Origin of the sequence: Streptomyces sp. NPDC053069 (assembly GCF_044546895.1) — a bacterium.
GTDB lineage: Bacteria > Actinomycetota > Actinomycetes > Streptomycetales > Streptomycetaceae > Streptomyces.
In genome coordinates, this window is sequence record NZ_JBITZN010000007.1 from 64,007 (window position 1) to 87,528 (window position 23,522).

Annotated in this window: 19 protein-coding genes and 3 pseudogenes; 9 read left to right on the forward strand and 13 right to left on the reverse strand. The window is 70.3% G+C overall.

What is annotated here, in order from left to right:
• Positions 1-7 precede the first annotated feature (7 nt).
• A pseudogene (locus ACIGXP_RS17615) lies at positions 8-304 on the forward strand (TIR domain-containing protein); the annotation flags it as partial.
• A 211-nt stretch (positions 305-515) separates the two neighbouring features.
• A pseudogene (locus tag ACIGXP_RS17620) lies at positions 516-722 on the forward strand (tetratricopeptide repeat protein); the annotation flags it as partial.
• Between the two features lie 145 nt (positions 723-867).
• Here ACIGXP_RS17620 and ACIGXP_RS17625 read toward each other — a convergent pair.
• Both ACIGXP_RS17625 and ACIGXP_RS17630 read right to left on the reverse strand, forming a co-directional pair.
• The gene (locus tag ACIGXP_RS17625; RefSeq protein ID WP_399769202.1) at positions 868-3,288 is read right to left on the reverse strand and encodes a tetratricopeptide repeat protein; all 2,421 of its coding nucleotides are present in this window, start codon (positions 3,286-3,288) and stop codon (positions 868-870) included.
• A gap of 49 nt (positions 3,289-3,337) precedes the next feature.
• Entirely contained in the window at positions 3,338-3,754 is a 417-nt protein-coding gene (locus ACIGXP_RS17630; RefSeq protein WP_399769885.1) for a hypothetical protein, read from the reverse strand.
• Between ACIGXP_RS17630 and ACIGXP_RS17635 the strand changes: the two are divergent.
• A pseudogene (locus ACIGXP_RS17635) lies at positions 3,723-3,902 on the forward strand (winged helix-turn-helix domain-containing protein); the annotation flags it as partial. The gene ACIGXP_RS17630 and the pseudogene ACIGXP_RS17635 sit on opposite strands and share 32 nt — an antisense overlap.
• A gap of 137 nt (positions 3,903-4,039) precedes the next feature.
• Here the strand turns inward: ACIGXP_RS17635 and ACIGXP_RS17640 are convergent.
• Positions 4,040-5,560 carry an isocitrate lyase/phosphoenolpyruvate mutase family protein gene (locus tag ACIGXP_RS17640; RefSeq protein WP_399769204.1) on the reverse strand — a complete coding sequence of 507 codons (1,521 nt, stop codon included), beginning with the start codon at positions 5,558-5,560 and terminating at the stop codon, positions 4,040-4,042.
• Positions 5,561-5,717: 157 nt separating this feature from the next.
• Here ACIGXP_RS17640 and ACIGXP_RS17645 point away from each other — a divergent pair, with 157 nt between their 5' ends.
• Positions 5,718-6,230 (forward strand): GNAT family N-acetyltransferase, encoded by a 513-nt coding sequence (locus tag ACIGXP_RS17645; RefSeq protein ID WP_399769206.1) that lies wholly within the window; start codon positions 5,718-5,720, stop codon positions 6,228-6,230.
• Positions 6,231-6,286: 56 nt separating this feature from the next.
• Here ACIGXP_RS17645 and ACIGXP_RS17650 read toward each other — a convergent pair whose 3' ends face one another.
• Positions 6,287-7,195: an oxidoreductase gene (locus ACIGXP_RS17650; RefSeq protein ID WP_399769208.1), complete on the reverse strand. Its 909-nt coding sequence runs from the start codon at positions 7,193-7,195 to the stop codon at positions 6,287-6,289.
• A gap of 78 nt (positions 7,196-7,273) precedes the next feature.
• Here ACIGXP_RS17650 and ACIGXP_RS17655 point away from each other — a divergent pair, with 78 nt between their 5' ends.
• On the forward strand, positions 7,274-8,248 hold the full coding sequence (locus ACIGXP_RS17655) for a helix-turn-helix domain-containing protein (RefSeq protein WP_399769846.1): 975 nt from the start codon (positions 7,274-7,276) through the stop codon (positions 8,246-8,248).
• A 321-nt stretch (positions 8,249-8,569) separates the two neighbouring features.
• Positions 8,570-9,802: a hypothetical protein gene (locus ACIGXP_RS17660; protein ID WP_399769210.1), complete on the forward strand. Its 1,233-nt coding sequence runs from the start codon at positions 8,570-8,572 to the stop codon at positions 9,800-9,802.
• Here ACIGXP_RS17660 and ACIGXP_RS17665 read toward each other — a convergent pair.
• From ACIGXP_RS17665 to glyA, 7 genes are all read right to left on the reverse strand, one after another.
• Entirely contained in the window at positions 9,786-11,543 is a 1,758-nt protein-coding gene (locus tag ACIGXP_RS17665; protein WP_399769212.1) for an asparagine synthase-related protein, read from the reverse strand. The genes ACIGXP_RS17660 and ACIGXP_RS17665 overlap by 17 nt on opposite strands.
• A gap of 61 nt (positions 11,544-11,604) precedes the next feature.
• Positions 11,605-12,228, reverse strand: coding sequence for a lasso peptide biosynthesis B2 protein (locus ACIGXP_RS17670; RefSeq protein WP_363218620.1), 624 nt, complete (start codon positions 12,226-12,228; stop codon positions 11,605-11,607).
• 281 nt (positions 12,229-12,509) lie between these two features.
• Entirely contained in the window at positions 12,510-13,118 is a 609-nt protein-coding gene (locus ACIGXP_RS17675; RefSeq protein ID WP_399769215.1) for a sarcosine oxidase subunit gamma, read from the reverse strand.
• Entirely contained in the window at positions 13,111-15,978 is a 2,868-nt protein-coding gene (locus ACIGXP_RS17680) for a sarcosine oxidase subunit alpha family protein (protein WP_399769216.1), read from the reverse strand. Before ACIGXP_RS17680 ends, ACIGXP_RS17675 begins: the two co-directional genes overlap by 8 nt.
• On the reverse strand, positions 15,975-16,271 hold the full coding sequence (locus ACIGXP_RS17685) for a sarcosine oxidase subunit delta (RefSeq protein ID WP_363218623.1): 297 nt from the start codon (positions 16,269-16,271) through the stop codon (positions 15,975-15,977). The genes ACIGXP_RS17680 and ACIGXP_RS17685 overlap by 4 nt, the downstream gene beginning before the upstream one ends.
• Positions 16,272-16,281: 10 nt before the next feature.
• Positions 16,282-17,502, reverse strand: coding sequence for a sarcosine oxidase subunit beta family protein (locus ACIGXP_RS17690; protein WP_399769218.1), 1,221 nt, complete (start codon positions 17,500-17,502; stop codon positions 16,282-16,284).
• Positions 17,499-18,803, reverse strand: a complete 1,305-nt coding sequence (gene glyA, locus ACIGXP_RS17695) for a serine hydroxymethyltransferase (RefSeq protein WP_399769220.1) — start codon at positions 18,801-18,803, stop codon at positions 17,499-17,501. The genes ACIGXP_RS17690 and glyA overlap by 4 nt, the downstream gene beginning before the upstream one ends.
• 95 nt (positions 18,804-18,898) lie before the next feature.
• Here glyA and ACIGXP_RS17700 point away from each other — a divergent pair, with 95 nt between their 5' ends.
• Positions 18,899-19,579 (forward strand): GntR family transcriptional regulator, encoded by a 681-nt coding sequence (locus tag ACIGXP_RS17700; RefSeq protein WP_363220606.1) that lies wholly within the window; start codon positions 18,899-18,901, stop codon positions 19,577-19,579.
• Between the two features lie 232 nt (positions 19,580-19,811).
• Positions 19,812-20,741: an oxidoreductase gene (locus ACIGXP_RS17705; RefSeq protein ID WP_399769223.1), complete on the forward strand. Its 930-nt coding sequence runs from the start codon at positions 19,812-19,814 to the stop codon at positions 20,739-20,741.
• Here ACIGXP_RS17705 and ACIGXP_RS17710 read toward each other — a convergent pair.
• The gene (locus ACIGXP_RS17710; protein ID WP_399769225.1) at positions 20,707-21,417 is read right to left on the reverse strand and encodes an SGNH/GDSL hydrolase family protein; all 711 of its coding nucleotides are present in this window, start codon (positions 21,415-21,417) and stop codon (positions 20,707-20,709) included. The two genes, ACIGXP_RS17705 and ACIGXP_RS17710, sit on opposite strands and share 35 nt — an antisense overlap.
• A gap of 109 nt (positions 21,418-21,526) precedes the next feature.
• Here ACIGXP_RS17710 and ACIGXP_RS17715 point away from each other — a divergent pair, with 109 nt between their 5' ends.
• Positions 21,527-22,825, forward strand: a complete 1,299-nt coding sequence (locus ACIGXP_RS17715) for a glycosyl hydrolase family 28-related protein (protein ID WP_399769227.1) — start codon at positions 21,527-21,529, stop codon at positions 22,823-22,825.
• 95 nt (positions 22,826-22,920) lie between these two features.
• On the opposite strand, the gene ACIGXP_RS17720 is transcribed toward ACIGXP_RS17715, so the two are convergent.
• Entirely contained in the window at positions 22,921-23,430 is a 510-nt protein-coding gene (locus tag ACIGXP_RS17720) for a DinB family protein (RefSeq protein ID WP_363220602.1), read from the reverse strand.
• Positions 23,431-23,522 lie beyond the last annotated feature (92 nt).

Here is a 23,522-nt window from a genome sequence, read left to right on the forward strand (position 1 = left end):
CTGGACCAGTTGGGTCCTCACCGACGCCGGCTTCACGGTGGACGACGCCCACTCCGAGGACGGCAGCGGCGCCGGTGTTCCACTGCGGGAAGACGTCGCCCGCAGGGTGCACGGCGCCGTTCGCACGGTCGCGGTGCTCTCCGCCGCCTGTCAGGGGTCCCCGCAGGCCAGGGCTGTGTGGGAGGCGGTGGCCGCCGCCGACCCGATGGGGTCGCGGCGTGTCCTGGTGCCGGTCCGGATCAGCGACTCACGGCCGGAACACCGGTGGATCGAGGCGGAGTTCGGTGACCTGGCGCAGCGCCGGTTCGCAGAACTGGCCCGGCACAGCGCCACGGTCGACGCGGTCCGGGACGCACTGCGCCGGGGGAAGTCGTACGACCGGTGGCTGCTGGTCTTCGACAACGCGACGTCCCCCGAGTCCATCGAGTGCCTGCTGGTCGACAGCCCGACCGGGCCTGTACTGATCACCTCCCGCAACGGAGGCCGGGCTCGGATCGGCCGGCAGGTCCAGGTGGATGCTCACCCCAACCGGTCGGCCGGTGGAGGCCCGGGAGACGTGCGAACAGGCTCACGCCGCGCTGCGGACCACGCTCGGTCCGGAACATCCGTTCGGCATGCACTGCCGGGTGAACCTGGCGAACACCGAGGCCTCGCTCGGCGAGACCGCCGAGGCCGAACGCAACTACCACCAGACCCACCGAGAGCTGGGCGACCATCTCGGCAGGGACCACCCCGCGGCTCTCGTTTGCCTGGGCACCCTCTCGGTCCGAGATGATCGGCGATGTGCGTCACGTCGTGCGCGGCATGAGCGACACGCCGGTCAGGCAGGTGTGTGGAACCGCCGTAACAGACCTGGAGGGCGATCTGTCACCCTCCGTCGAGCAGGCTCCGCACCTCTGCAACCTGTGGCGCACCAAGCTCGGTGTAGAGTTCCCGGGCCCTTTCAAGGTACGGCCACGCTGCCGCATCCTGCCCCCGGCTCAGCTCAAGTCTGCCCAGCTCCATGTTGGCGCGGGCTTCGCCGGAGCGGTCGCCGATCTCCTCGCAGGTCGCCCGCGCTTCCCCGAGCTTGCTGTCCGCCGTGCCGAAATCCCCCTCTGCGGCAGAGAGTGCGCCCAGTTCGGTCTTCGTCCACGCGCCGCCTCGGCGGTTTCGCATGCGCTCGTACATCCGGAGCGCCGTGTCACCATGACCGCGTGCTGTGCTCGGTTCACCCAGCACGCGGTGGAGGGAGCAGAGTTCGACCTCCGCGTCCGCGATGTTGCGCCGGCTGTCCAGCGCCTTGAACTCCCGCAGCGCACCCTGCAGCAGAGTGCGCGCCTCGTCGTACTGACCGAGGATCCTCTTCAGGATCCCGAGCTCGCGCCGGGCCCAGGCGCAGCCGTTCACGTCCTGCAATCTGGTGTTGATGTCCAGCGCCGCGTTGAACTGCTCCTCGGCGCTGTGGAATTCTCCGGTCAGCCGGTCGATGACGCCGAGTTCGATTCGGATCCATGCCTCGTTGCGATGGTTCGCTATCTCACGGTAGAGGGCCAGCGCTTCTGTGAGGTGTTCGCGCGCTCCTCCGTAGTCACCCGTCGCCCTCTTGATCAGTCCGAGAACCCCCAGCCCGTTGGCCCTGCCGCGCGTTTGGCCCGCCCTCTCGTGGAGGGCGACGGCGCTGCCCATCGTCACGCGTGCGGAGGGGTAGTCGGCCAAGTGGTAGCGGTTGGTGCCCACTTCGGCGGCGGCATGCGCCTCGTTGCGTCGGTCGCCCAGCCGGTTGAAGGCCTCTGTCGCCTTTTCGGCCTGCTCCAGAGCTTTGTCGTACTCCCCCGATACACGGTGCAGGGCCGCCAGCTGCGCCTGGCAGTGAGCCTTGCCGGCCTCGTCGGACACCGGTGTGATCTGCAGCGCCGCTTGGTTGAGTCCTATCGCCTGATGGATGTTCCGCTTCTTCACGCGCATGTAGTAGGCCAGTCCGGCCGTCAGTCGCCAACTCTCCGGCCAGGCGGTGTTGATGGCCAGGCGCGCCACCGACCGCAGGTCCTCGAAGTAGCGGTGCAGCCACTGCAGGGCCTGTTCCTCGTCCATGGTCACCTGGGGTTCCCCGAGGAAGAGCGGGGCGTGGATGCCGTCGTTGGCCCGTACCAGCCGCTCCGCCGCCCACCTGAACAGCCGCTCGCGGGCCTGCGCACTCGTTCCGTCCCGACGTGAGCCCTCGCGGTGTGCCAGCGATCGCACCAGGTCGTGCAGACCATATCCATGTGGATCGGGCCTGATGATCAGCCCGTGCTTGTGCAGCAGGGCGAGAGCGTCCGCCGCTTCCCGGAGGGGCACACCGGCCAGGGCTGCGGCGATCTCGTCGGTGACGTGCGGCCCCGGGTGGAGTGCCATCCGGCGGAAGACCAGGTGCCTTACCGGAGTTAGCGCTTCGATCGCCGCCAGCATGGGTTCGGTTCCTTCACCACTCAGGGGGACGGGCGGCTCGGTGTGCAGGGCGAGTGGCGTCTGCTCGGCGACGATACGGTCCGCGATGTGCCTGATGGTCAGGGGCAGGCGGTACAGGGCCACCACCGCGTCGATCACCGTGTCGTCGACCGTGCGGGAACCTCGGTGCAGGATGGCGGTGACGACCGACCTGGCACCTTCTTCGCTCAGGGCGTCGACCTCGATGTGGACGTCCGCGTCGAGGCCGGTCAGCATGGTCCGACTGGTGACGATGACCATCGCACGGGGGGAGGCAGGCAGAAGGGGCTCCACCTGTTCGGCTTGATTCACGTCGTCGAGGACCATGAGGAACGGTCTGTTGTTGACGGTGTTCAACCACTGACCGGTCATGCTGAGCGGATCGAAGCGCGTCGTTCCCGCCGCGGCGCCGACGGCGGCCAGCAGCGCGGCCAGGGCGTCCTCCGCGAGGAGGCGACCGGCCGACTCGGTGTTGCTGCGGTACCCGACGAACAGCTGACCACTCGGATAGCGCACGGCGAGACGGTGGGCCGCCTGTACGGCGAGCTCCGTCTTGCCGCTCCCCGGAGGGCCCGTGACGAGGCAGATCAGGGCCCGGGGCCGCGCTGCGGGTGGCCGGGCGTTCAGTATCCGGTCGAGCTCGCTCTCGCGGCCGGCGAATACCGCGGCCCCCGGAGGGAGTGTGCTCGGGCCACCGCTGGGCTGCTCGACCTGGGCGGAGTCGTCTGCGGGAGGACCGCTGCCCGGCACCAGTGCGGCGCCCACGGCCGCGAGGGAGACCAGGAGGAGCAGCGCGCCGAAGAGCCACCAGTTCCAGGTGGAGGTGATCAGGTTGGTCACCGCGCCTACGCCTGCCCCGAGGACGGGCCCGGACGCCAGTATCAGCACCTCACGTCGTCGCCTGGCGAGGCTTCTGCTCATTTACCCCCCACTGTGCCGAGCGAACAGGACATGCCCGTTCGAACCCGGTTTCACTCCTCCGGCCCCTGGCACACGGGGAAGGGCGCTGAAGACGGCCTGGGAGCGGGGTGCTCTCCTGGGTGGTGCGGGAGCGTGCCGTGACCACGGCCGACAGGCTGATGGCGGCCAGGGCAGAGATCGCGCCGCCGGGGATGAGGCTGAAGCGGGCGCCGAGGGTGTCGGAGACCAGGCCGACCAGAGGTGCGCCGATCGGGGTGCCGCCGAGCACGACGAGCAGATGGACGGAGACGATACGGCCGCGCATGCTCGGGTCGGCGTTCAGCTGGGTCATGGCGTTGGCGGTGGTCATCACGGTCACCAACCGGCGCACCAGGGGCGTCACCATCGACGGGCGCCCGCTCACCCTCACCCCGAAGGAATTCGATCTCCTGGCCCAACTGGCCGGCGATCCCGGTGCCGTGCATTCCCGCCAGCAGATCCTCGACACGGTGTGGGACCCCAACTACTTCGGCCCCACCCGCACACTCGACGTGCAAACGGAGGTCACCGGGTGCTGCTCCTGGCCTGGGCTCGCCGTTGCACGGCCGGCCCGTCGTTGCAGCCCCAGATCTCCGGGGAGTCCTGGTCGCCGGTCGGCCAGGTGCGTCACGTGAACCTCTGCGCCTTCTCATCAGCCGCTCAACGCCTGTACTTCCCCGTAGGTGGGTGTCCCGAGATCCGCCGGCCGGCCGTCGCGGATGGCGGTGGCGGTGTTCACGGCCGCCGCCAGGGCTCTGCGGTAGAGCAGCGAGCCGAGGCTGACCCGGCGTACGCCCAGCGCTGCCAGCTCGGCGAGGGTGGGTCCGGTCGGTGTGTAGAGGATGTTCAGCGGGACGGTGAGGGTCGCCGTGAGGGCGGCGATTCCGTCTCGGTCCGACAGCCCCGGCACGAACACGCCGTCCGCACCGGCCTGTTCGTAGCGGGCGAGGCGGAGGGCGGTCTCTTCCTCCTGGCGCCCGAGCCAGTGGGTGTCGGTGCGAGCGTTCACGAACAGCTCTGGCACAGCGGCCTTGACGGCGGCGATCTTCGCGGCCTGCATGTCCACGGGGGCAAGCGTGCCGTCCGGGCGGCCGTCTTCGAGGTTGATGCCCGCAGCTCCTGCGTCGTGCAGCCTTCGGGCCAGCTCGGCCACGTCGTCCGGGCTGTCGCTGAAGCCTCCTTCGGCGTCGACAGTGAACAGGAAGGAACCGCGTCCGAGTCGCCGGGCCAGGGCCAGGGTCGCGTCGGCGGTGGCGGCCGCCCCGTCCGGCAGTCCGGCGGCCGCGGCCACGCCGAGGCTGGTGGTACCGATCGCCTGGAAGCCCTGCGCCGCCAGGGCGGCGGCGGAGGCATAGTCCCAGGCATTGGGCACCAGCAGCGGGGCTGTCCGGTGGTGCAGGCGGGCGAAGTCGGTCAGCCGGCGCTGGAGCAGGCCCCCGGCCAGGGCGAGGGCGTGGGCCCGGCCGGGGCAGACCCGCGGCGGCGCGCCGAAGGTGAGGGGCACGGGGTGCGCACGCTGGGCGCTCACGAGATCCAGGAGCACCACATCGCCCGCGGCGATGTCACGGCCGGCGACCCGGGTGGCCCTGGCGGCAACGCGGCGCATGGTCCGTACCGGCGGAACCTCCCGAAGCACCCGGGCCGGCGGAACGTCACCGTCGGCCGCGGCCTGCACCAGCGCCGCCGTCGCCTCACATGCCTGCACCAGCAACCCGATGCGGTTGGCGACGGACTCCAGAGCGGGCTCGTCCGCGCCCTGTGGCGCCAGTCGCGCCACCAGCCAGCCCACCGCCTCGTCCGCGGCCGCGTCCGTACCCCCGAAGTAGGCCCTGGCCACCACGGTCACCGCCTCGGCCACTGCCCCGGCCTCCGGCATCCCCAGAGCTTCGGCGAGGGTACGCACCACCCGCACCCTGGTCTCCCCGGCGGGCGCTGTCGCCGCCGTCTGCCACAGAGAGGCGGGCTCCAGCCGGGCCAGTTCGTCCTCCACCAGAGCCCGTCGCCGCCGGTGCGGCTCCCCGGAACCGAACCGGGCCACGGTGGCACGCAGCCAGGCGACACTCGCCCCCACCGGACCGTCGTCCGCAGCCGGCAGCTCCGGCACGAGCGCCGGATCGGCAAGCGCCGCCCGCACGTCCTCGTACCGGCCGATCTCATGCATCGTGTGCGTCATGTCCCCGACGCTAGGGCCCCAGTGGTTCGGCACCGCCCGAACCGTGCTCGTGACATCCTGCCCCTGAGCCCGCTACCCAGGACGGCCCCCGCCCGGCAGCCCGGGCAACCGCAGGGCCACCCGTAAGAAGCTGCACCGGCCGTGCGAGGATCGGCGGGTGAATGACCTACGTTTCCGCCCGGCTTCCGGCGCCGACCTCTCCACCCTCGTACGGCTGCGCGACGATGCTGCCCGATGGATGAACTCCCGTGGTACGACCGGCCAGTGGCAGCCCGGGGAACTGGGCGAAGACCACTTCCGCCGGATCATGAAGGACGGCGAGGTCTGGGTCGCAGAAGCCGACGGCCGTACGGTCGGGGCCTGGGAACTGTGGTGGGAGGATCCGGACGCATGGGGCCCGCAGCCTCCGACGGCCGGCTATGTGCATCGCCTGATGGTGGACCGTGCCGCCGCCCTGCCGGGGACGGGACGGCTGCTTCTGCGAGCCGCCGAGCAGCGGGTGGCCGAGGTGGGCCGTACCCTGACCCGCCTCGACTGCCTGAAAGGCAACGATCGTCTGACCGCTTACTACCGTGACGCCGGCTACCAGGTCGTCGGCCACACAGAAGACAAGCCTCAGCCGGGCGGCGCCACCAAGTCGTTCACGCTCCTCGAAAAACCCGTGAGGTGAAACATCCGGGCAGCGGCGGCTCCTCGGCCGAGGAGGCCAGGATTCCCAGCCCCGTCTCAGAGTTTCTGGCTGTGCAGGGAGTCGAGGAGGGTGAGGTCGGCTTCGGTGAGTCGTAGGGCGCCGGCGGCGACGTTGGATGCCAGGTGGTCAGGGTTGCCGGTGCCGGGGATGGCCAGCACGTGCGGGCCGCGGTGCAGTGTCCAGGCGATCCGGACCTGCGCGGGACCGACTCCGTGAGCCTGGGCGACGGCCAGGATCTCCGGGTGATCGCCGTCGCCTGCCCCGGCTTGGCGTCCGGAAGCGGCAATCGCATAGAACGGCACGAACGCGACACCCTGCTCACCGCAGGAGTGGACGAACGCGTCCTGGTCGGGCCGCACTCCGAGGCCGTACATGTTCTGCACGCACACCACCGGGGCGATGGTCCGGGCCTCGGCGAGGTGTGCGGAAGTGACGTTGGAGAGTCCGAGGTGGCGGATCAGCCCGGCCTCGCGCAGCTCGGCCAGCGCGCCGAACCGTTCGGCGATCGAATCGGTCCCCACGATACGCAGGTTGACCACGTCCAGGTGGTCCCGGCCGAGTTGGCGCAGGTTCTCCTCGACCAGCCCGCGCAACTGCTCGGGCGTGGCATGGGGCAGCCAGGCACCGGACGGGTCACGCGGCTGCCCGACCTTGGTGGTGATCACGAGGTCTTCCGGATACGGCGCCAGGGCCCGGTTGATCAGCTCGTTCGCGGAGCGCAGCGCAGAGAAGTAGAACGCGGCGGTGTCGATGTGGTTCACCCCGAGCTCGACCGCGCGGCGCAGCACGCTGATCGCCTGGTCACGGTCGCGCGGAACGGCGTCGGCGACGAGAGCTTCGCCGGTCTGCGGCAGGCGCATGGCTCCGAAGCCGAGCCGGTTGACCGTCAGGTCTCCCAGCTTCCAGGTGCCCGATGCCGCGGCGGTGATCGTCTGTGAGTTCATGCCGGAATGATCTCGGCCCGCTAGGGTGGCCACCATCGATTCAGGTATGGCTGAATCCCGGGGGTTGTCGTGGCGGAGCTGGCGTTCTCGGCGAGCGATCTGGCGCAGATGCGGTTCGCCGTCTCACCGATGTGGGAGGTCGGAGCCAGCTTCCGGCTGCTGAGCTCCGGTGCCGCAGATCCCGTGCACCGACGCTGGCTGGAGCAGGTACGGCCACGGGTGGCGGCTTCCGGGCTGGGCAGAGGGTGGCTCGCCGAGTTGGTCCCGGCCTCGGGCTACGTCCCGGACTTCCTCAATCCGGCACCCCCCGGCCCGGCCCCCTCGCTGGCGGAGGAGCTGACCACGATCTTGGCCACGCCCGCCGACCGCGTCCGGCGGGACCTCGACCATCTCGGGCGCCATCGAGGCGGCATGGGCACCCGGCTGCGATCCCTGTATGCCGACCCGCAAGCCCGTCTGGTGCGGGTCGTGGAGGAGATCGAGACCTATTGGGAGCTGGCGCTCGCGCCGTACTGGGCGCGGCTGCGCACCGTGCTCGACGCCGACGTCCTCCACCGCGCCCGGCAGGCGGCCGAGCTGGGCGCCGGCCACCTCATCAACGACCTGCACCCGCTGGTGAGCTGGGACGACAACGTACTGCGCCTGGTCCGCCGCAAGCGGACCATGTCCCGGGACACCGCGGGCGCAGGTCTCCTGCTCATTCCCTCCGCCTTCAAGGGATCGGGCCTGTCCACGCGGGTGGCACCACCGGACCCACCGCAGCTCGCCTACCGGGCGCGCGGCGTCGGCACGCTGTGGGAACGCCGTCCGGCCACCGGGACCGCCGCGGTCTCCGCCGTCCTCGGCCGCACGCGGACCGTGCTGCTCACCGAACTGGAGACGCCGGCCACCACCACCGAACTGGCCCACCGCACCGGGATCTCCATGGCCGGGGTCTCTCAGAACCTGACGGCACTGCGCAAGGCAGGCTTCGTCAGCGCCCACCGAGCCGGCCGCTCGGTGCTGTATGCCCGCACCTCGGTCGCGGAATCCGTCCTCTCCGCCTGTCAATAGCCCTTCGGCGGAGCTCTCGACAGGCCTGTCAGGACAAGGGCGTGCCCGCGACAACCGAGGCTGGTGACCTGCTCGGTCTCGGGGCCGACGCCCCCGGCGGCGGTCCCACGTCCGGGGGCTCCGGATGGCGGCCCGGTGGATCACCGCGGACGATGGTGCTCGGACCCTCGGCGCGGCAGCAGATCTCCTGCGGCCGCGCTGCACACGTGCGGGGCACGACCGACGGGCTCAGGAGGTGATCGGGTGCGGACTCCGCCCAGACCTCAGTCCGGCTTGCGCCCGAGAGTGGTACGGCCCTCGCTGCGGAGCTGGCGGTCTCGGGTGTCTCTGGCAGTGATCGTGCTGGTCCTTCTCACGACGACGGTGCTGCAGGCTCGGTTCGGCCGGGAAAACTTCCTCCATGCTCTGACTTTCCCCGGCCGGGTCACCGGTGCCGTTCTTCTCGCGGTCTCGTTCACCACGCTGGTGGGCGCCGTCGCCGCCCTGGACCACTGGATCCAGCACTGTTTCCCCTACTCCGGCCTGGTCGCGCTGATCGGCACGTTCACGGCCCTGCTGACCAACGCCATGCTCTTGGCCGAGACGTGGAAGGACGGCGATTCCACGGTCTACAAGGTGCTGTTCGGCGCGCTCACGGCGGGTTCGACCTGGGCCGTCTTCGCCGTGTGGCGGACGTCGGTCATGGTCCCCGCGCCCAAGCGGGTGGCCGTCGCGGTGATCGTCCCCTCGCTCATCGCGGTCGCCAACTTCGGCTACCAGAGCCTCTATCAGCCGTACGAGCGGGAAACCAGGCCCATCATCACGTTGTCCGTGGGGAAGGCAGAGCTGAGCACGGACCGCAAGGCGTTCGCCGTACCGGTGAACATCACCCTCCAGAACCGCGGCGAGAGGAGCTTCTATGTGCTCGGCTCCGAATTCCATGTGATGGCCCAACAGGTGACGCTCAGCCCCACGGACCGGCTCCGCCAGCAGTGGCGAGCCGATGCCGACCAGTGGACCAAACCCTCGGAGGTGAACCCGCTCTCCCGCAGGGAGATCCACCAGCCCGGCGATTTGCTGGCGGCGCAACCGTGGATGCCCTATGGACAGTGGATCGAGTCGAGCGACAGCTTCGCCACGCAGCTGGTGGTACAACTGCCCCTCGACACGAAGTACGACCAGGTGACGTTCTATGCCACCGCGAGCCTCGCCCGCAAGGACCGGCTCGTGCTGGAGCCACCGCTCCAGTTCCTGGCGAAATCCTGGGGCGGGAATCAGGTCCCCGAATGGGTGAGGAAACAACAGGGAAAGGACTTCGACTTCCTCGTCTACCGTGCCAGGGTGCACGAGAACAATGCGATCGACGAGTACACGAGGGATCCGCGTTTCGTCACCGTGTACTGGAGGTTCGGCACGCACGGCGCGACGGTGGTGACGTCCATCGCGCGCAAGGGCGAGGAGGGACATGTCCCGCCCCCTACGGAACAACGCGAGGTGACGAGCCGGTACGGCCTCGTCGACCTCATCACGGGCCCTCACGTGCGGAACCTGTGGGACATCAAGAGCCAGCGCTGACGGGCAGCGCCACGCCGTGCGCGCCGACGCGCCGGTCCAGTCGCTCCAGCCAGGCCACCAGGGCGAGCGAGCTGTTCATACGGTCCCAGGAGTACGAGTCCCCGATGCCGAGCTGTGCCTCCCGCACCGCCCGGCACAGCAGGTCGACGTCGAACATCTCCGCGATCAGCGGATGCCGGGCGGAGCGGCACAAGGCGATGAGTTCGTCCCCGTGCCTCCGCAGGCCGCGGGCATAGAGGTCGTTGAAGGGCACCTTGACCGCCCTGTCGCGGATCGGGGCAGGGAGCAGGTCCGCCATGGCCTCGCGGAGCACCGCCTTCGGAGGGCCCGGCCGGAAAGTGACTGCGAGGGGGAGGCGGCGCATCGTGGCGACGACCGCCGGGTCGAGGAAGGGGTGTGAGAGGAAGAACCCGTCCTGCCGCGCGCGGTGCCATGACAGCGGGTCGGGAGCGGCGACGTAGTTGGCGGCGTCGTACAGCGACTGTTCCGGTCTGCGCCCGAACACGAAGCGGCTCTCCGCGAGGACCGCCTCCCGGTAGCCGTGAGCGCGCGCGAATCCGGGCCGCAGCCATCGGGGGCGGTTGAAGGTGCCGAGGCCGCCGAGAACCGTTCCGCTGCGGACCAGTGCGGTGAACCGTTCGGTCATGAGGGGAAGAGCCGGCTGGACCACATGGGCGTACACGACGTCCCGCAGACCCCGCTCGCTCTCCGCGGCCCAGGCACGTGCCTGCCGGGTCATCTGCCGTAGCCGGCCCGTGCGGGCGAGTCTGTGCAGGTGGAACGGGTTGGCGTCCGCGAGGGGATCGGCTCCGCAGCCGGTCAGGAGGGTGTCACAGCCCTGTTCCGCGGCCGCGGAGTGGAGTCTGCTCCAGAACGGGGCGCGGAAGGCGTGCGCATGAGGCTCGTCCGCGTCTCCCGCGTGGTGCGGGAAGTCGTCGAAATCGGCCACGTCGTCGGCATCGACGACGACCGGGCGGGCTGCGGGTGTGTGCCGCCGGATCTCCTCCATCGCAATGTCGAGGTACGGCTGCTCCGCAGCCAGTTCCCCGTGGGAGAAACGCCCGGCGAGCAGGACGAGGTCCCCGGGGCCGCCCCGCCCCTCGGCCAGCAGACGTGCGGCGAGCAGCGCGACGCTGGTCGAGTCGGTGCCGCCCGAGACATGGCACGCCGTCGTCGTGCCCATACGGCGTAGGACGGCGGTCTCGAGCGCCAGGCGCAGCTCCTTGGCGGCCCCGGCGAGGTGGGGCCCGTCAGTCGTCGGCGCGAGCGGGTCGGTGGCGCGATGGAGGGGGCGCCGCGTACGACTGCGCAGCTGCCCGGTGCGGGAGAGCTCCAGCACCTCCCCGCCGAGGACGCGGTGTACCCCGGTGAAAGGGGTGAGGTCCGTGTGCGGTTGGGCCATGTTGCCGGTGAGGTAGCGGCAGAAGTAGCGGGGTTCCAGCTCTGTGGCGCTGCCGAGACTGCCGGCGGAGGTGCTCACGGCATTGACGCGGTCACGGGAGGCCCTGAAGAACAGGGGAACGCGTGCCTGTTCGTCGCGCATCAGCAGGATCCGGTCGGGGCACACCAGAACCGCCGCGTAGTCGCCGTCCGGCAGCGGTGGGCAGGCTCCCTGCCGGCCGAAGGCGTCGAGGAGGCCGTGTGCGCCCGCCGTCCGGTCGCGGGCCGAGCCGACCCAGCCCACGACGGCAGCGGTGCCGGCCGGGGAGGAGACCGTCGTGACGAGTCCCTGACGCGCCATGACGTCGGCGGTCCGGAGCCTCGGTGCGCCACCGGCCCATGTGAGGCGGAGCGCATCCATGTCACTGTGCCCCGCAGTCGATCGAGAGCACCGGGGTGAAGGCGTGCCCGCGCGGATCGGCGTCGGGGATGCACAGGCCGGCCGTTGCGGTCCAGGCATGGAGGGCGAAGGGGTGTTCGCGTACACCGACGTGGAGTACGGCCTTCAGACCGCGCCGCCGCAGCAGGACGAAGGCCGTCACGGCCTCGGACTTGCAGTCGCCGTTGACGAACCAGCTGCTGCGGCTGTGTGTCTGCACCGCTCGTTTCAGCCGTCGGGCCTCCTCCGCGGAGGGGAGGTCGGCGCGGGCGTAACCCGGGGCGGCCAAGGACAGCAGCCGCAGGACACGTCCGAATCCCACGGTCCGGATCAGCAGGTGCACTGCGCGCAGCCAGAGCCCGGCGCAGGCGTCCGCGCGCTTGTTCCGGCCGCCCGTCGCGCATCCGGCCCGGACGAGGGCGGAGAGGAGCTCGGCGCGTTCCTCGGGGCTTCCCTCGGTGAACTTCTGGACGTCCTCCGCCGACATCCCGAGAAAACGCGTCCGTTTCCAGTCGGCGACGAGTGCTCCGTCGGACATCCGGGTGACACGGCAATGCGGTGACAGGATCCTTGTCATGGCTTCCAGGGCATCGGTGTCCTCTGCCACCGCTCATCCTCCAGAGTTCCGCCACGGACGGTGTCAGGACTGATATCCGTGGCCGTCGTAGAGTCCGCCGCTGAAGCCCCGGATCAGACGGCCGTTGCCGAGAAGGACCAGCCGCTGCGGCTTACGACGCCGCAGGAATCGGAGAAACATCGCCTACCTCCAGAATCGGGCAGGGCCGATCACGTCCAGGCTACGCCTCAACGAACGGCCCGCAACCGGACTGCCGGGCCTCTCCGTGCGGTCCGCCGGCCCGGGGAAGAACAGGCGGGGCGCTCACCGCATCAGGGCACCTCCGGGCCGCGGTACTCGCTCATCGCGTCGATGAGCCAGCGCGCCAGATGGTCGGCGAACGAGGAGCGCGGGAACAGCCGGTACGTCGGCCGGTCGTCGACCTGCCAGAGCAGTACCGCGACGGGGCCCACCGTGGTCGACACCGCCTGTCCGGGTCCGAAGGCCCGGGGATGCAGGTCGAGCGGGCAGCCCTTCTCCAGCACCTGCCGGGCGGCGGGACCGCTCAGTTCCAGCGTGGTGCGGTTGGCGGAGACGTCCACGACCGAGCCCGGGGCGTCGGCGAGTGCCGCGCGCAACTCGGCGGCCACAGCGGTCGCTTCGGCCTGGGACAGCACGAGCCATTCGTCGGGGCCGAGCCAGGCGACCGTGTGGGGGCCGGATGCGGTGGTGTGGCCGCACTGGCGCGGGAGCGGCGTGCCCAGGGTCTTCTCGATGCGGTCGGCCGCTTCGGAGGCGGGGTCGACGCGCAGGTTCACCATGGTGACGAACGGCCACTCGGTCAGCGTGACGCCGCGGGCGCCGGTGACGGCGGCGGCGCGCATCCGCTCCGCCAGGTGCGCCAGCGGGCTCACCCGTGCGTCGATCGTCGGCTCAGCCATCTCGCCTGGTCCCTTCGGGGTCGTAGAGGACGGAGTCGGTCACCTCGACGGGCACGAGGGTCTCCCCCACCGGGGCGAGCAGGGTCTCGCCGATCCTTGCCCGACCGTCGGCGACGAGGGCGAGGGCGAAGGGGCGGCCGAGGGCCTGGCTGTGGTAGCTGGAGGTGACATGGCCGAGCATCGGCACCGGCCCGGCCTCGGGGGTGACGGGCACGTCCGGCGCCACGAGCTGGGTGCCCTCGGGCAGCCGGGTCGTGCGGTCGCTCGGCAGCAGGCCGACCAGGTGCTTGCGGTCGGTGCGGGAGGTGTCGGCGCGGGAGTGGGACCGCTTGCCGATGAAGTCCTTCTGCCGGGAGACCACCCAGGACATGCCGGCGTCCTGCGGGGTGACGGTGCCGTCGGTGTCCTGGCCGACGATGATGTAGCCCTTCTCGGCCCGCAGGACATGCATGGTCTCGGTGCCGTACGGGGTGATGCCGTACGGCTGCCCGGCCTCGTAGACCTGCTTCCAGACGGCGAGGCCGTACCACGCACAGACGTTGATCTCGTAGGCGAGTTCGCCGGAGAAGGAGATCCGGCAGATGCGGGCCGGGATGCCGGAGGCCAGGGTGGTCTCGCGGAAGGCCATGAACGGGAACGCCTCGGCGGACAGGTCGACGTCCGGTGCGAGGTGAGCCACGACCTGGCGGGACCGCGGGCCTACGACGGCGATCGTCGCCCACTGCTCGGTCACCGAGGTGCAGTGGACGTCGAGTTCCGGCCACTCGGTCTGCAGCCACTCCTCCAGCCAGTCCAGGACCGCTGCGGCGCCGCCGGTCGTGGTGGTCATGAAGTAGCGGTTGTCGTCGAGGCGCAGCGTCACGCCGTCGTCGAAGATCATGCCGTCGGTCTTGCACATCACGCCGTAGCGGGCCGTGCCGGGCTTGAGCTTCTTGAAGGCGTTGGTGTAGATGCGGTTGAGGAACTCGCCCGCGTCCGCTCCCCAGATCTCGATCTTGCCGAGGGTCGAGGCGTCCATGAACGCCACGCCCTCACGGGCGGCGCGGCACTCGCGGGCCACGGCCGTGTCCATGTCCTCACCGGGCCGGGGGTAGTACCGGGGGCGCTTCCACTGCCCGACGTCCTCGAACTCCGCGCCGTGCGCGGCATGCCAGCTGTGGAGGGACGTCGTGCGCTCCGGATCGAACAGCTCGCCGCGCTCACGCCCGGCCAGGGCGGCGAACGCGACCGGCGTGTACGGCGCCCGGTAGGCCGTGGTGCCGATCTCCCCGGGTGACGCGCCCCCACCGAGTGCCTCGGCGATCACACCGATCGCGTTGACGCCGGACGTCTTGCCCTGGTCGTTGGCGGTGCCGAGCGAGGTGTAGCGCTTGACGTGCTCGACGCCGCGCATACCGGCGCCGGTGGAACGCCAGACGTCGGCGACGGTGACGTCGCGCTGCAGGTCGACGAAGTGGCTGTCCCACGTGCCGGGTTCACCTTCCGGAGCGGGTACCAGCCACAGCGCGCGCATCCGCCCGGCTCCGGTCCGCGCGTCGCCGGGCGACGGTACGGCAACCGGGAACCCTGCGTCCGTCGCGGCCCGGGCACCGGCCCGCGCCCCTTCGGCGAGGCAGCCTTCGAGGTCGTACGTCCCGCGGGCCGCACCGACGACGTGTTGGTTGCGTACGGTGCCGTCGGGGACGAAGGCGACCAGGTCCTCGTCCCAGCGCAGCCGGCCCTGACGCTGGCTGTGCAGGTGCACCACCGGACTCCACCCGCCGGAGACGGCGAGCAGGTCGCAGTCGAACGACTCGGGGGCGCCGGTGAGTTGCCCGTCGGCGTCGAGCGCCTGCACGGTCACGCCGGTGAGCCGGCCGTCGCCCGCGGTGCCGACCACCGCGCTGCCCGTCAGCACCCGCACCCCCGCCGCCATGGCGGACTCGGCGGCACGGCGGGACAGCTCGGGGCGCGCGTCCACGACGGCGGCGATGTCGATGCCGGCTGCGTGGAGGTCCGCGACGGTGTCGTAGGCGCTGTCGTTGGTCGTGCCGACCACGGCACGCGAACCGGGCGCGACGGCGTACCGGTTGAGGTAGGAACGTACGGCCGCGGCGAGCATCACTCCGGGGCGGTCGTTGCCGGCGAAGACCAGGGGACGCTCGTGCGCGCCGGTCGCCAGGACGACTTGGCGGGCGCGGATGTGCCACAGGCGCTGGCGCGAGACGCCCTCGGGGGCAGCGGCTCCGAGGTGGTCGGTGCGGCGCTGGAGAGCCAGCACGTAGTTGTCGTCGTACGACCCGAAGGCCGTGGTGCGTTGCAGTACGACGGCCTCGGGAGCGGCGTCGAGCAGCGCGCGGAGCTCGGCGACCCGTTCGAGGTCGGCCCGGGTGCCGGAGAGCAGCGAACCGCCGGCCTCGGGCTGGTCGTCGACGAGGATCACCCGGGCGCCGGAGCCGGCGGCCTCGGCGGCGGCCGAGAGCCCGGCCGGTCCGGCGCCGACGACCAGGACGTCGGTGTGGACGTACTTCTTGTCGTAGACGGCGGGGTCGGGGGCGGGGTCGAGCCGGCCCATGCCGGACAGGGTGGTGGCGGACAGGCCGTCGTACAGCTCCACGGTCGTCGCCGGCAGCATGCCCTCCGAGCACGGGCCGGCGAGCTGCAGCAGGGCGTTGGGCTCCTCGACGCCCCCGGCGACGATGCCGCGCGGGCGGCCACGGTAGAGCGACGGGGCGACTTCGATGATGCCGTTCGCCAGCATGGCCGAGGCGACGGTGTCTCCGGGGTGGCCGGTCAGCTCCCGCCCGTCGACGGTGAAGTGCAGCAACGTGCCGCGATCGATGCGGCCGCCCTGCCGGAGCCTGTATCGCTGGTCGGTCATCGGGTTCCTCCGGCCTGGGGCAGTTCCGGGCGGGGCTCGTCGAGCCGGTAGACGGCGAGCACCTCGTGGCTTGCGGTGTCGCGCAGGACGTTGAACCAGCGGCGGCAACCGGTGCTGTGCACCCATCGCTCCGCGAAGGGGCCCTTGGGGTTGTCGCGGTAGAAGACGTACTCGGCCCACTGCTCGTCGGTGAGGTCCGCGGGGTTGCCGGGGTGGGCGACATGGGCCTGTCCACCGTAGTGGTACTCGGTCTCGTCACGGGGACCGCACCACGGGCAGCTGATCAGCAACACGCTGTCCTCCTCAGTGGGCCACGGCTGCCGCGCCGTGTTCGTCGATCAGGGCGCCCGTCGCGAAACGGTCCAGGGCGAAGGGTGCGTTCAGCGGGTGCGGTTCGCCCGTGGCGATGGTGTGCGCGAAGGTCCAGCCGGCGGCCGGGGTGGCCTTGAATCCGCCGGTGCCCCAGCCGCAGTTGACATACAGGTTCTCGACGGGAGTGGTGCCGATGATCGGGGAGGCGTCCGGGGTGACGTCGACGATGCCGCCCCAGGTGCGCAGCACATGCGCCCGCGCGAAGACCGGGAACAGCTCTACGGCGGCGGCCATCTGCTGTTCGATCACGTGGAAGGAACCGCGCTGCCCGTAGCCGTTGTACGAGTCGACGCCCGCGCCCATCACCAGCTCGCCCTTGTGCGCCTGGGACACATAGACATGGACGTGGTTCGACATGACCACCGTCGGATGGACCGGCTCGTGCAGCTCGGAGACCAGCGCCTGCAGCGGATGGGACTGCACCGGAAGGCGGAAGCCGGCGCGCTCGGCCAGCACGCTGCTGTGCCCGGCCGCCGCGAGGCCGACCCGGCCGGCGAGGATGCGGCCGCGGGGGGTGTCGACGCCGACGACCCGGTTGCCGTCCTTGACGAAGCCGGTGACCTCGCAGCCCTGGATCAGGTCCACGCCCAGCTCGTCGGCCCGGCGGGCCAGCGCCCAGGCGACGTGGTCGTGCTTGGCGATGCCGGCCCGCGGCTGGAAGGTTCCGCCGAGGACCGGGTACCGGGTGCGGGGCGAGACGTTGAGGATGGGGCAGATCTCGGCGACCTCGTCCGGCTCCAGCCACTCGGCGTCGACTCCGTTGAGGCGGTTGGCGCCCACCCGGCGCACCCCTTCGCGGACGTCCTGAAGGGTGTGCGCGAGGTTGAGGACGCCGCGCTGGCTGAACAGGAAGTCGTAGTCCAGCTCTTCCGGGAGTCTCTCCCACAGCTTGAGTGCGTGCTCGTAGATCGCCGCGCTCTCGTCCCAGAGGTAGTTGGAGCGGATGATGGTGGTGTTGCGGGCCATGTTGCCGCCGGCCAGCCAGCCCTTCTCCAGTACGGCGACGTCGGTGATGCCGTGGTTCTTGGCGAGGTAGTACGCGGTGGCCAGGCCGTGGCCGCCGGCGCCGACGATGACGACGTCGTACGAGGAGCGCGGCTCGGGGTTGCGCCAGAGGAAGTCCGGGTGCTCCGGAAGCTGCTCGGCGGTCATGCCGGGTCTCCGTTCAGGTGGGGGTAGAGCGGGAAGGCGGCGGCGAGCTTCCCGACCCGGGCGCGCAGTTCGTCGTCGGACTGTTCGCCCTTCAGGGCCTCGGCGATGATGTCGGCGACCTCCCGGAACTCCGTCTCGCCGAAGCCGCGGGTGGCCAGGGCCGGCGTACCGATCCTCAGTCCTGACGACACCATCGGCGGACGGGGGTCGAAGGGCACAGCGTTGCGGTTGACGGTGATACCGATGCGGTGCAGCCGGTCCTCGGCCTGCCGGCCGTCGAGCGCGGAGTTGCGCAGGTCGACGAGGACGAGGTGGACTTCGGTGCCTCCGGTCAGCACCGTGATCCCGGCCTCGGCCACATCGTCGGCCAGCAGCCGTCCGGCGAGGATGCGGGCGCCGCCCAGAGTGCGCTGCTGCCGCTCCTTGAACTCCGCCCCCGCCGCCACCTTGAAGGCCACTGCCTTCGCCGCGATGACGTGCTCCAGCGGGCCGCCCTGCTGGCCCGGGAAGACCGCGGAGTTGATCTTCTTGGCCAGGTCGGCACGGCTGAGGATCACACCGCCGCGCGGGCCGCCGAGGGTCTTGTGCGTGGTGGTCGTGACGACGTCGGCGTACGGCACCGGACTCGGGTGCAGGCCCGCGGCCACCAGGCCGGCGAAGTGCGCCATGTCCACCAGCAGGTACGCGCCCACCGCGTCGGCGATCCGCCGGAACGCGGCGAAGTCCAGCTGCCGGGGGTGGGCCGACCAGCCGGCGACGATCATCTTGGGCCGGTGCGCGAGCGCGAGCTGCTCCACCTCGTCCATGTCGATGCGCAGGTCCGACTCGCGCACGTGGTAGGGCACGACGTCGTACAGCTTGCCGGAGTAGTTGAGGCGCATGCCGTGGGTCAGGTGGCCGCCGTGCGCCAGGTCGAGGCCGAGGATCGTGTCGCCGGGCTGGAGCAGCGCGAACATCGCTGCCGCGTTGGCCTGGGCGCCCGAGTGCGGCTGTACGTTCGCGGCCTCGGCGCCGAACAGTTCCTTGACCCGGGCGATGGCCAGTTCCTCGATGGCATCGACGTGTTCGCAGCCTCCGTAGTAGCGGCGGCCCGGGTAGCCCTCGGCGTACTTGTTGGTCAGCACCGAGCCCTGGGCCTCCATCACGGCGGCCGGGGCGAAGTTCTCGGAGGCGATCATTTCAAGGGTGGACTGCTGGCGGCGCAGCTCGGCGTCGACGGCGGCGGCGACGTCCGGGTCGAGTTCGCTGAGCGGGAGGGAGAGCGGGGAGGTGAGCGTTGCGGGCGACGGGTTCGCTGCCATCTGTGCACCATCCTGGAAGCCAGCTAATGAGCAACTGATATATCAGCGCCTCCGGTAAGGTATGGGAGCTCGCCGGACAGGTCAAGGGGGCATCCATGCAGCAGGCGGCGACCGACCCCAGGAGCGGGGCACCGGAGGACGAGGAACTGTCCCTCGCCGAGCGCGCCTACCGCGCCATCCGTGACCGGCTCGTCATGCTGGAGATCCGCCCGGGCGCGCCGATCAACGAGGAGCAGCTGGGCCAGTCCCTCGGCGTCGGCCGGACGCCGGTGCGCGAGGCGCTCAAGCGGCTCCAGTACGAGCGGCTCATCACGGCCTACCCCCGGCGCGGCACCTTCGCCACCGATGTCAACATCACCGACCTGGCCCACATCTCCGAGGTGCGTCAGGAGCTGGAGCCCCTGGCCGCCGCGCAGGCAGCGCGGCGCGCCACACCCACGGACCGCGCGAACCTGACCGCTCTACGGCGGGAGCTGGCGAGCGCGGATTCCCGGGGGCGCGACGCCGCCGCACTCATGCACCTGGACCTCCAGGTCCATCGCGCCATCTACGCCGCCACGCACAACCCCTACCTGGAAGACACCCTCGTCCGCCACGACAACCTGGCCACCCGCATCTGGTGTCTGTTCGTCGACCGGCTGTCCGACATGGCCGGACATGTCGAGGAGCACGGACCGCTGATCGAGGCGATCGTCACCGGTGACTCCGACAGGGCGGCACAGCTCGCCCGCAGCCACGTCGAGCGCTTCGAACGGGCCATCCGTGACGCCATCTGAGAACCGCACGACGTTGCTGCCCGACCACTGATCACCGCCAGGCACGGAAGCTTCACCGGTAACAACTCGGAACGGGCGCCCACGAGTTCCCGGTCGTGTTGTGACATTCCCCCAGCCCTTCGCGCCTTACGGTCACGCTCGCCATCTGCGCATACTCCAGGATCGCCGCGCCTCGAACCGTTCGCGGACGAGGGCCGACTCGGATGGAGCTGAGGAAAAGTTGACGTCACACATGGTCTCTGCAGCAGCCGCCGGCACCTGGGTGCTCGGTGACTCGGAGGTCAACCGGATCGGTTTCGGCGCCATGCGCCTGACCGGTAGCGCCGCCTTCCACGAGGGCACCCCCCGCGACCGCAGCCAGGCGATCGACGTCCTCCGACGCGCAGTCAGCCTCGGCATCAACCACATCGACACCGCGGCCTTCTACTTCTCCCGGATGCGTTCGGCCAACGAACTGATCAACTCGGCGCTGGCGCCCTATCCGGACGATCTCGTCATCGTCACCAAGGTCGGCCCGGCGAGGGATGCCGACGGCGAGTGGATCACGCCGGCGCGACCCGACCAACTGCGCGGCCAGGTCGAGGAGAACCTCCGCCAACTGGGCCGTGACCACCTCGACGTGGTCAATCTGCGCATCATGGACCAGGAGTCCATCACCGAACACTTCGGAGCTCTCGCCGAACTGCGCCACGCCGGACTCGTCCGCCACCTCGGTATCGCCGGCGCCCGCCCGGAGCACCTGGCCGAGGCGCAGGAGATCGCACCGGTGGTCTGCGTCCAGAACCGCTACGGCATCGACACCCCCGGCGGACACGCGATGCTGCGCGCATGCGCCGCGCAGGGCATCGCGTTCGTGCCCTTCTTCTCCATCGCCGGGCAGGGACGCGAGGCCGGAGCCGTCCGGGCCGAGCACGACCAGGTCCGCGCCGTGGCCCGCGCACACGGCGTCTCACCCGCGCAGGTCCGTCTGGCCTGGACCCTGCAGCAAGGCTCCCATGTGCTGGCCATCCCCGGCACGGGCAACCCGGAACACCTCGTCGACAACGTGGCAGCCGGCGCACTCCGGCTCACGCCGGAAGAACGGCGGCTGCTCGATTCGATCGGCCGACCGCACACCGGCACGGGCACTAGTAACCCAACAGCCGGGACACTTCGGGGCTGATCTGGTCGGCCAGGTAGACGTGTCCCGCGTCTGTGGGATGGACGCCGTCACTGCCGATGAACTGGTGGGCGGAGCCGGTGAACCACGCACGCCGCACCGCGGACACATACGGCAGGGGCACTTCGGCCGCCGCAGCCGCGACGGCATCGTCGACCGGTCGCGAGGCGACCGGCTGCGGGTCGGAGTAGATGGGCCCGATGACCAGGATGCGCGCGTGCGGCAGGCCTGCCCGCAGCCGGCGCAGGGTGTCGACCGCGGCTGCCTTGCTTCGTGTCGGATCCAGGTCGTTGCGGGACCCTTCGACGATCACCACGTCGGGCGCCGCCGCGACAGCGTCGTCAACCCGTTGCGGGTAGGCCCGTCGGCCCGGCTGCGGGCCGGCAGTGGTGTAGCCCGTGCCGCCCTCACCGTCGAGAGTGAGCGTCAGTCCCAACCGGGCTGCCACCAGCGCGGGCCAGCCGTGCGATCCGTAGCCGCCCTCGTCACTGCCGCCGGCGATGCTGTCGCCCATGACGAACAGCCGCAAGCTCGACCTGGTGGCGTCGGCAGAGGCGCTGCCGGCTCCGGCGGGGGCGCTGAGCAGACATGTCAGCACGGCCATCAGCACGACGACCAGCGTGCGTCCGGACTGCCGTATCGGCTTGGCCGAACGCCGCGGACGCGAAGATATCGCCATGGCCCGAGGTTAAGGCGCCACCAGAAACGTCACCAATGCAATACGTCCGAACGGGGACCTGCCGTGCAGCCACCCCGGTGACCCCGGCGGCGACGCAGCCCTGGCCACCATGAATCACACTCCGCCTTTTGATACGTTCGGATTGTGCACTGTTGAGGTGATATTAGGGGTTTCGGGAATGGCCATTTCGGTGTGCGGCAGTACCGCTTCTGAACGGCCGCCGACCATCAACGTGGCGGACCTGGGGGCTGTGGGAGACGGGCGGACCGACGACACCGGGGCCTTCGAGCTCGCCTATGCTGTCGCCGCCGCCCGGGTCAGGGACGGTGTCGGACGCATGGTGATCGAGATTCCGGCCGGCGACTTCCTCATCAGCCGGCCACATGCGCTGATGAATGGCGTCGCGCCCCCGCGGCCCGCGAACGGACTGCGTTTCTGCGGGGCGGGCAAACGCATGACCAGCCTCGTCTTCCGCCCCAAGACAGGCCCCGGCTCCTTCTTGTGCCGCAATGAGGACTGCTGGTTCAACCTGTCCTTCGAGCGCATGCAGTTCCGCTCGACCACCCCGGGCGCCTCCTTCTTCAGCTCCTACTCGACGGGGCAGGCACAGGACTACCGCTTCTCGGAGTGCAAGTGGACGGGAGAGTGGGAGTACGGCCTCGCGCTGGACGGCACGAACAACAACTCCGAAATGCGCTGGCTGGCGTGCGAGATCGGCGGCAGCTATCGCCGGGCCTTTCTCTACTCGGGTCTCTCACGGCGCGGACAGACCAACCGCAACGACCAGGACCAGTTCCTGAACTACTGGTTCACGGACATGAGGGTCGAGTACGAGTGGGGCAACTTCCTGGAGTTCCCCTACGGCGGCTCGATCACCTGCCGCGGCGGCTCCTACGTCGTCACGGGCCAACGCCCCGCGGCCACCCACGAATACGGCAGCACCAGCACGTTGTTCCGGTTCCCTGTGGCACAGCACTACGACGCCGTACAGCGCTTCCACGCCGAGGACATCCGCTTCGAGGTGCGCAACCGGAACGTGGTGATCATCGACTGCGTGTGGAACAGCGGAACGGTCCACTTCAACGACTGCGACGACACCGCCACCGCCGGCAAGGACTTCTCCGCCGACGTGCGAACGCATCGCTACACGGTAGGGCCGCGGGGACCGCTGATCCGTTACGACTCCTGTCAGTTGATGGGTCGTCACCAGTACCGCACGACCGACTCACACACGGCACTCCCCTCCGTCGTCCGCTATGACACGTGCCTGCTCCGTAACCATCCGGCGAGCACGTTCCTGGCGACCGACGGCACGGTCCGGCCCGGCATCGTCACGTTCATCGACTGCATCGACAAGCCGGACGGCAGCGGTGCCCAGGTGCCGCCGCCGAACACGGGTGGCTCATGAGGCCGTGGCCGGCTACACGACTCTGCCGTCCTTCGACGCGGTGACGACGGCGGTCACGAAGGTGCGGAGCGACGTCCGCCGTGACGCGCGCGTCGTCAGGCGCCGACCGTGCCGTCCACTCCCTCGCGGAGGAAGTCGGCATGGCCGTTGTGGCGGCCGTACTCCAGGATCATGTGGAGCATCACCATCCGCAGGGACACGTCCTCACCCCAGCGCGGCTGGTGCCCGGCGAGGTCCAGGGACTCGGCCTCGCGCTCGATGCGGCGCGAGTGCTCGACTTCGGCCTCCCATGCCGCGAACGCCTCCTCGGCGCTCGCGTCCGTGGTGTCGTACGCGGCCTGGAAGTCGAACTCCTTCTCCGACCAGACCATCGGGGCGGCGTTGTCGTCGAACACCCGGCGGAACCAGGCGCGTTCGACCTCGGCCATGTGGCGGACCAGAGCAAGCAGGGAGAGGGTCGACGGTGGGCTCGACCGCTCCTTGAGCTGCTCCTCCGTCAGGCCCTCGCACTTCATCGCCAGGGTCGCCCGGTGGAACTCCAGGAACGCCCGCAGCGTCTCGCGCTCCGTACCGAAAAGGGGCGGACCAATACGTTCGACGCTCACGGCGGGTTCCTCTCGATGGCGAGCTGGGGCCTCGAAACTACACCGCCTGCCTTGAACCACCGGGAACCGGGGGGCCGTCAGCCTGCGGAGGT

Coding starts and splice junctions, on each gene's coding strand:
- ACIGXP_RS17705 (WP_399769223.1), top strand. CDS start 19,812: ATGGTCTCTGCAGCAGCCGCCGGCACCTGGGTGCTCGGTGACTCGGAG.
- ACIGXP_RS17650 (WP_399769208.1), bottom strand. CDS start 7,195: ATGAACTCACAGACGATCACCGCCGCGGCATCGGGCACCTGGAAGCTG.
- ACIGXP_RS17675 (WP_399769215.1), bottom strand. CDS start 13,118: ATGGCTGAGCCGACGATCGACGCACGGGTGAGCCCGCTGGCGCACCTG.
- glyA (WP_399769220.1), bottom strand. CDS start 18,803: ATGGCAGCGAACCCGTCGCCCGCAACGCTCACCTCCCCGCTCTCCCTC.
- ACIGXP_RS17680 (WP_399769216.1), bottom strand. CDS start 15,978: ATGACCGACCAGCGATACAGGCTCCGGCAGGGCGGCCGCATCGATCGC.
- ACIGXP_RS17710 (WP_399769225.1), bottom strand. CDS start 21,417: ATGGCGATATCTTCGCGTCCGCGGCGTTCGGCCAAGCCGATACGGCAG.
- ACIGXP_RS17700 (WP_363220606.1), top strand. CDS start 18,899: ATGCAGCAGGCGGCGACCGACCCCAGGAGCGGGGCACCGGAGGACGAG.
- ACIGXP_RS17690 (WP_399769218.1), bottom strand. CDS start 17,502: ATGACCGCCGAGCAGCTTCCGGAGCACCCGGACTTCCTCTGGCGCAAC.
- ACIGXP_RS17630 (WP_399769885.1), bottom strand. CDS start 3,754: ATGGTGACGCCCCTGGTGCGCCGGTTGGTGACCGTGATGACCACCGCC.
- ACIGXP_RS17715 (WP_399769227.1), top strand. CDS start 21,527: ATGAATCACACTCCGCCTTTTGATACGTTCGGATTGTGCACTGTTGAG.
- ACIGXP_RS17665 (WP_399769212.1), bottom strand. CDS start 11,543: ATGGCGCGTCAGGGACTCGTCACGACGGTCTCCTCCCCGGCCGGCACC.
- ACIGXP_RS17640 (WP_399769204.1), bottom strand. CDS start 5,560: ATGACGCACACGATGCATGAGATCGGCCGGTACGAGGACGTGCGGGCG.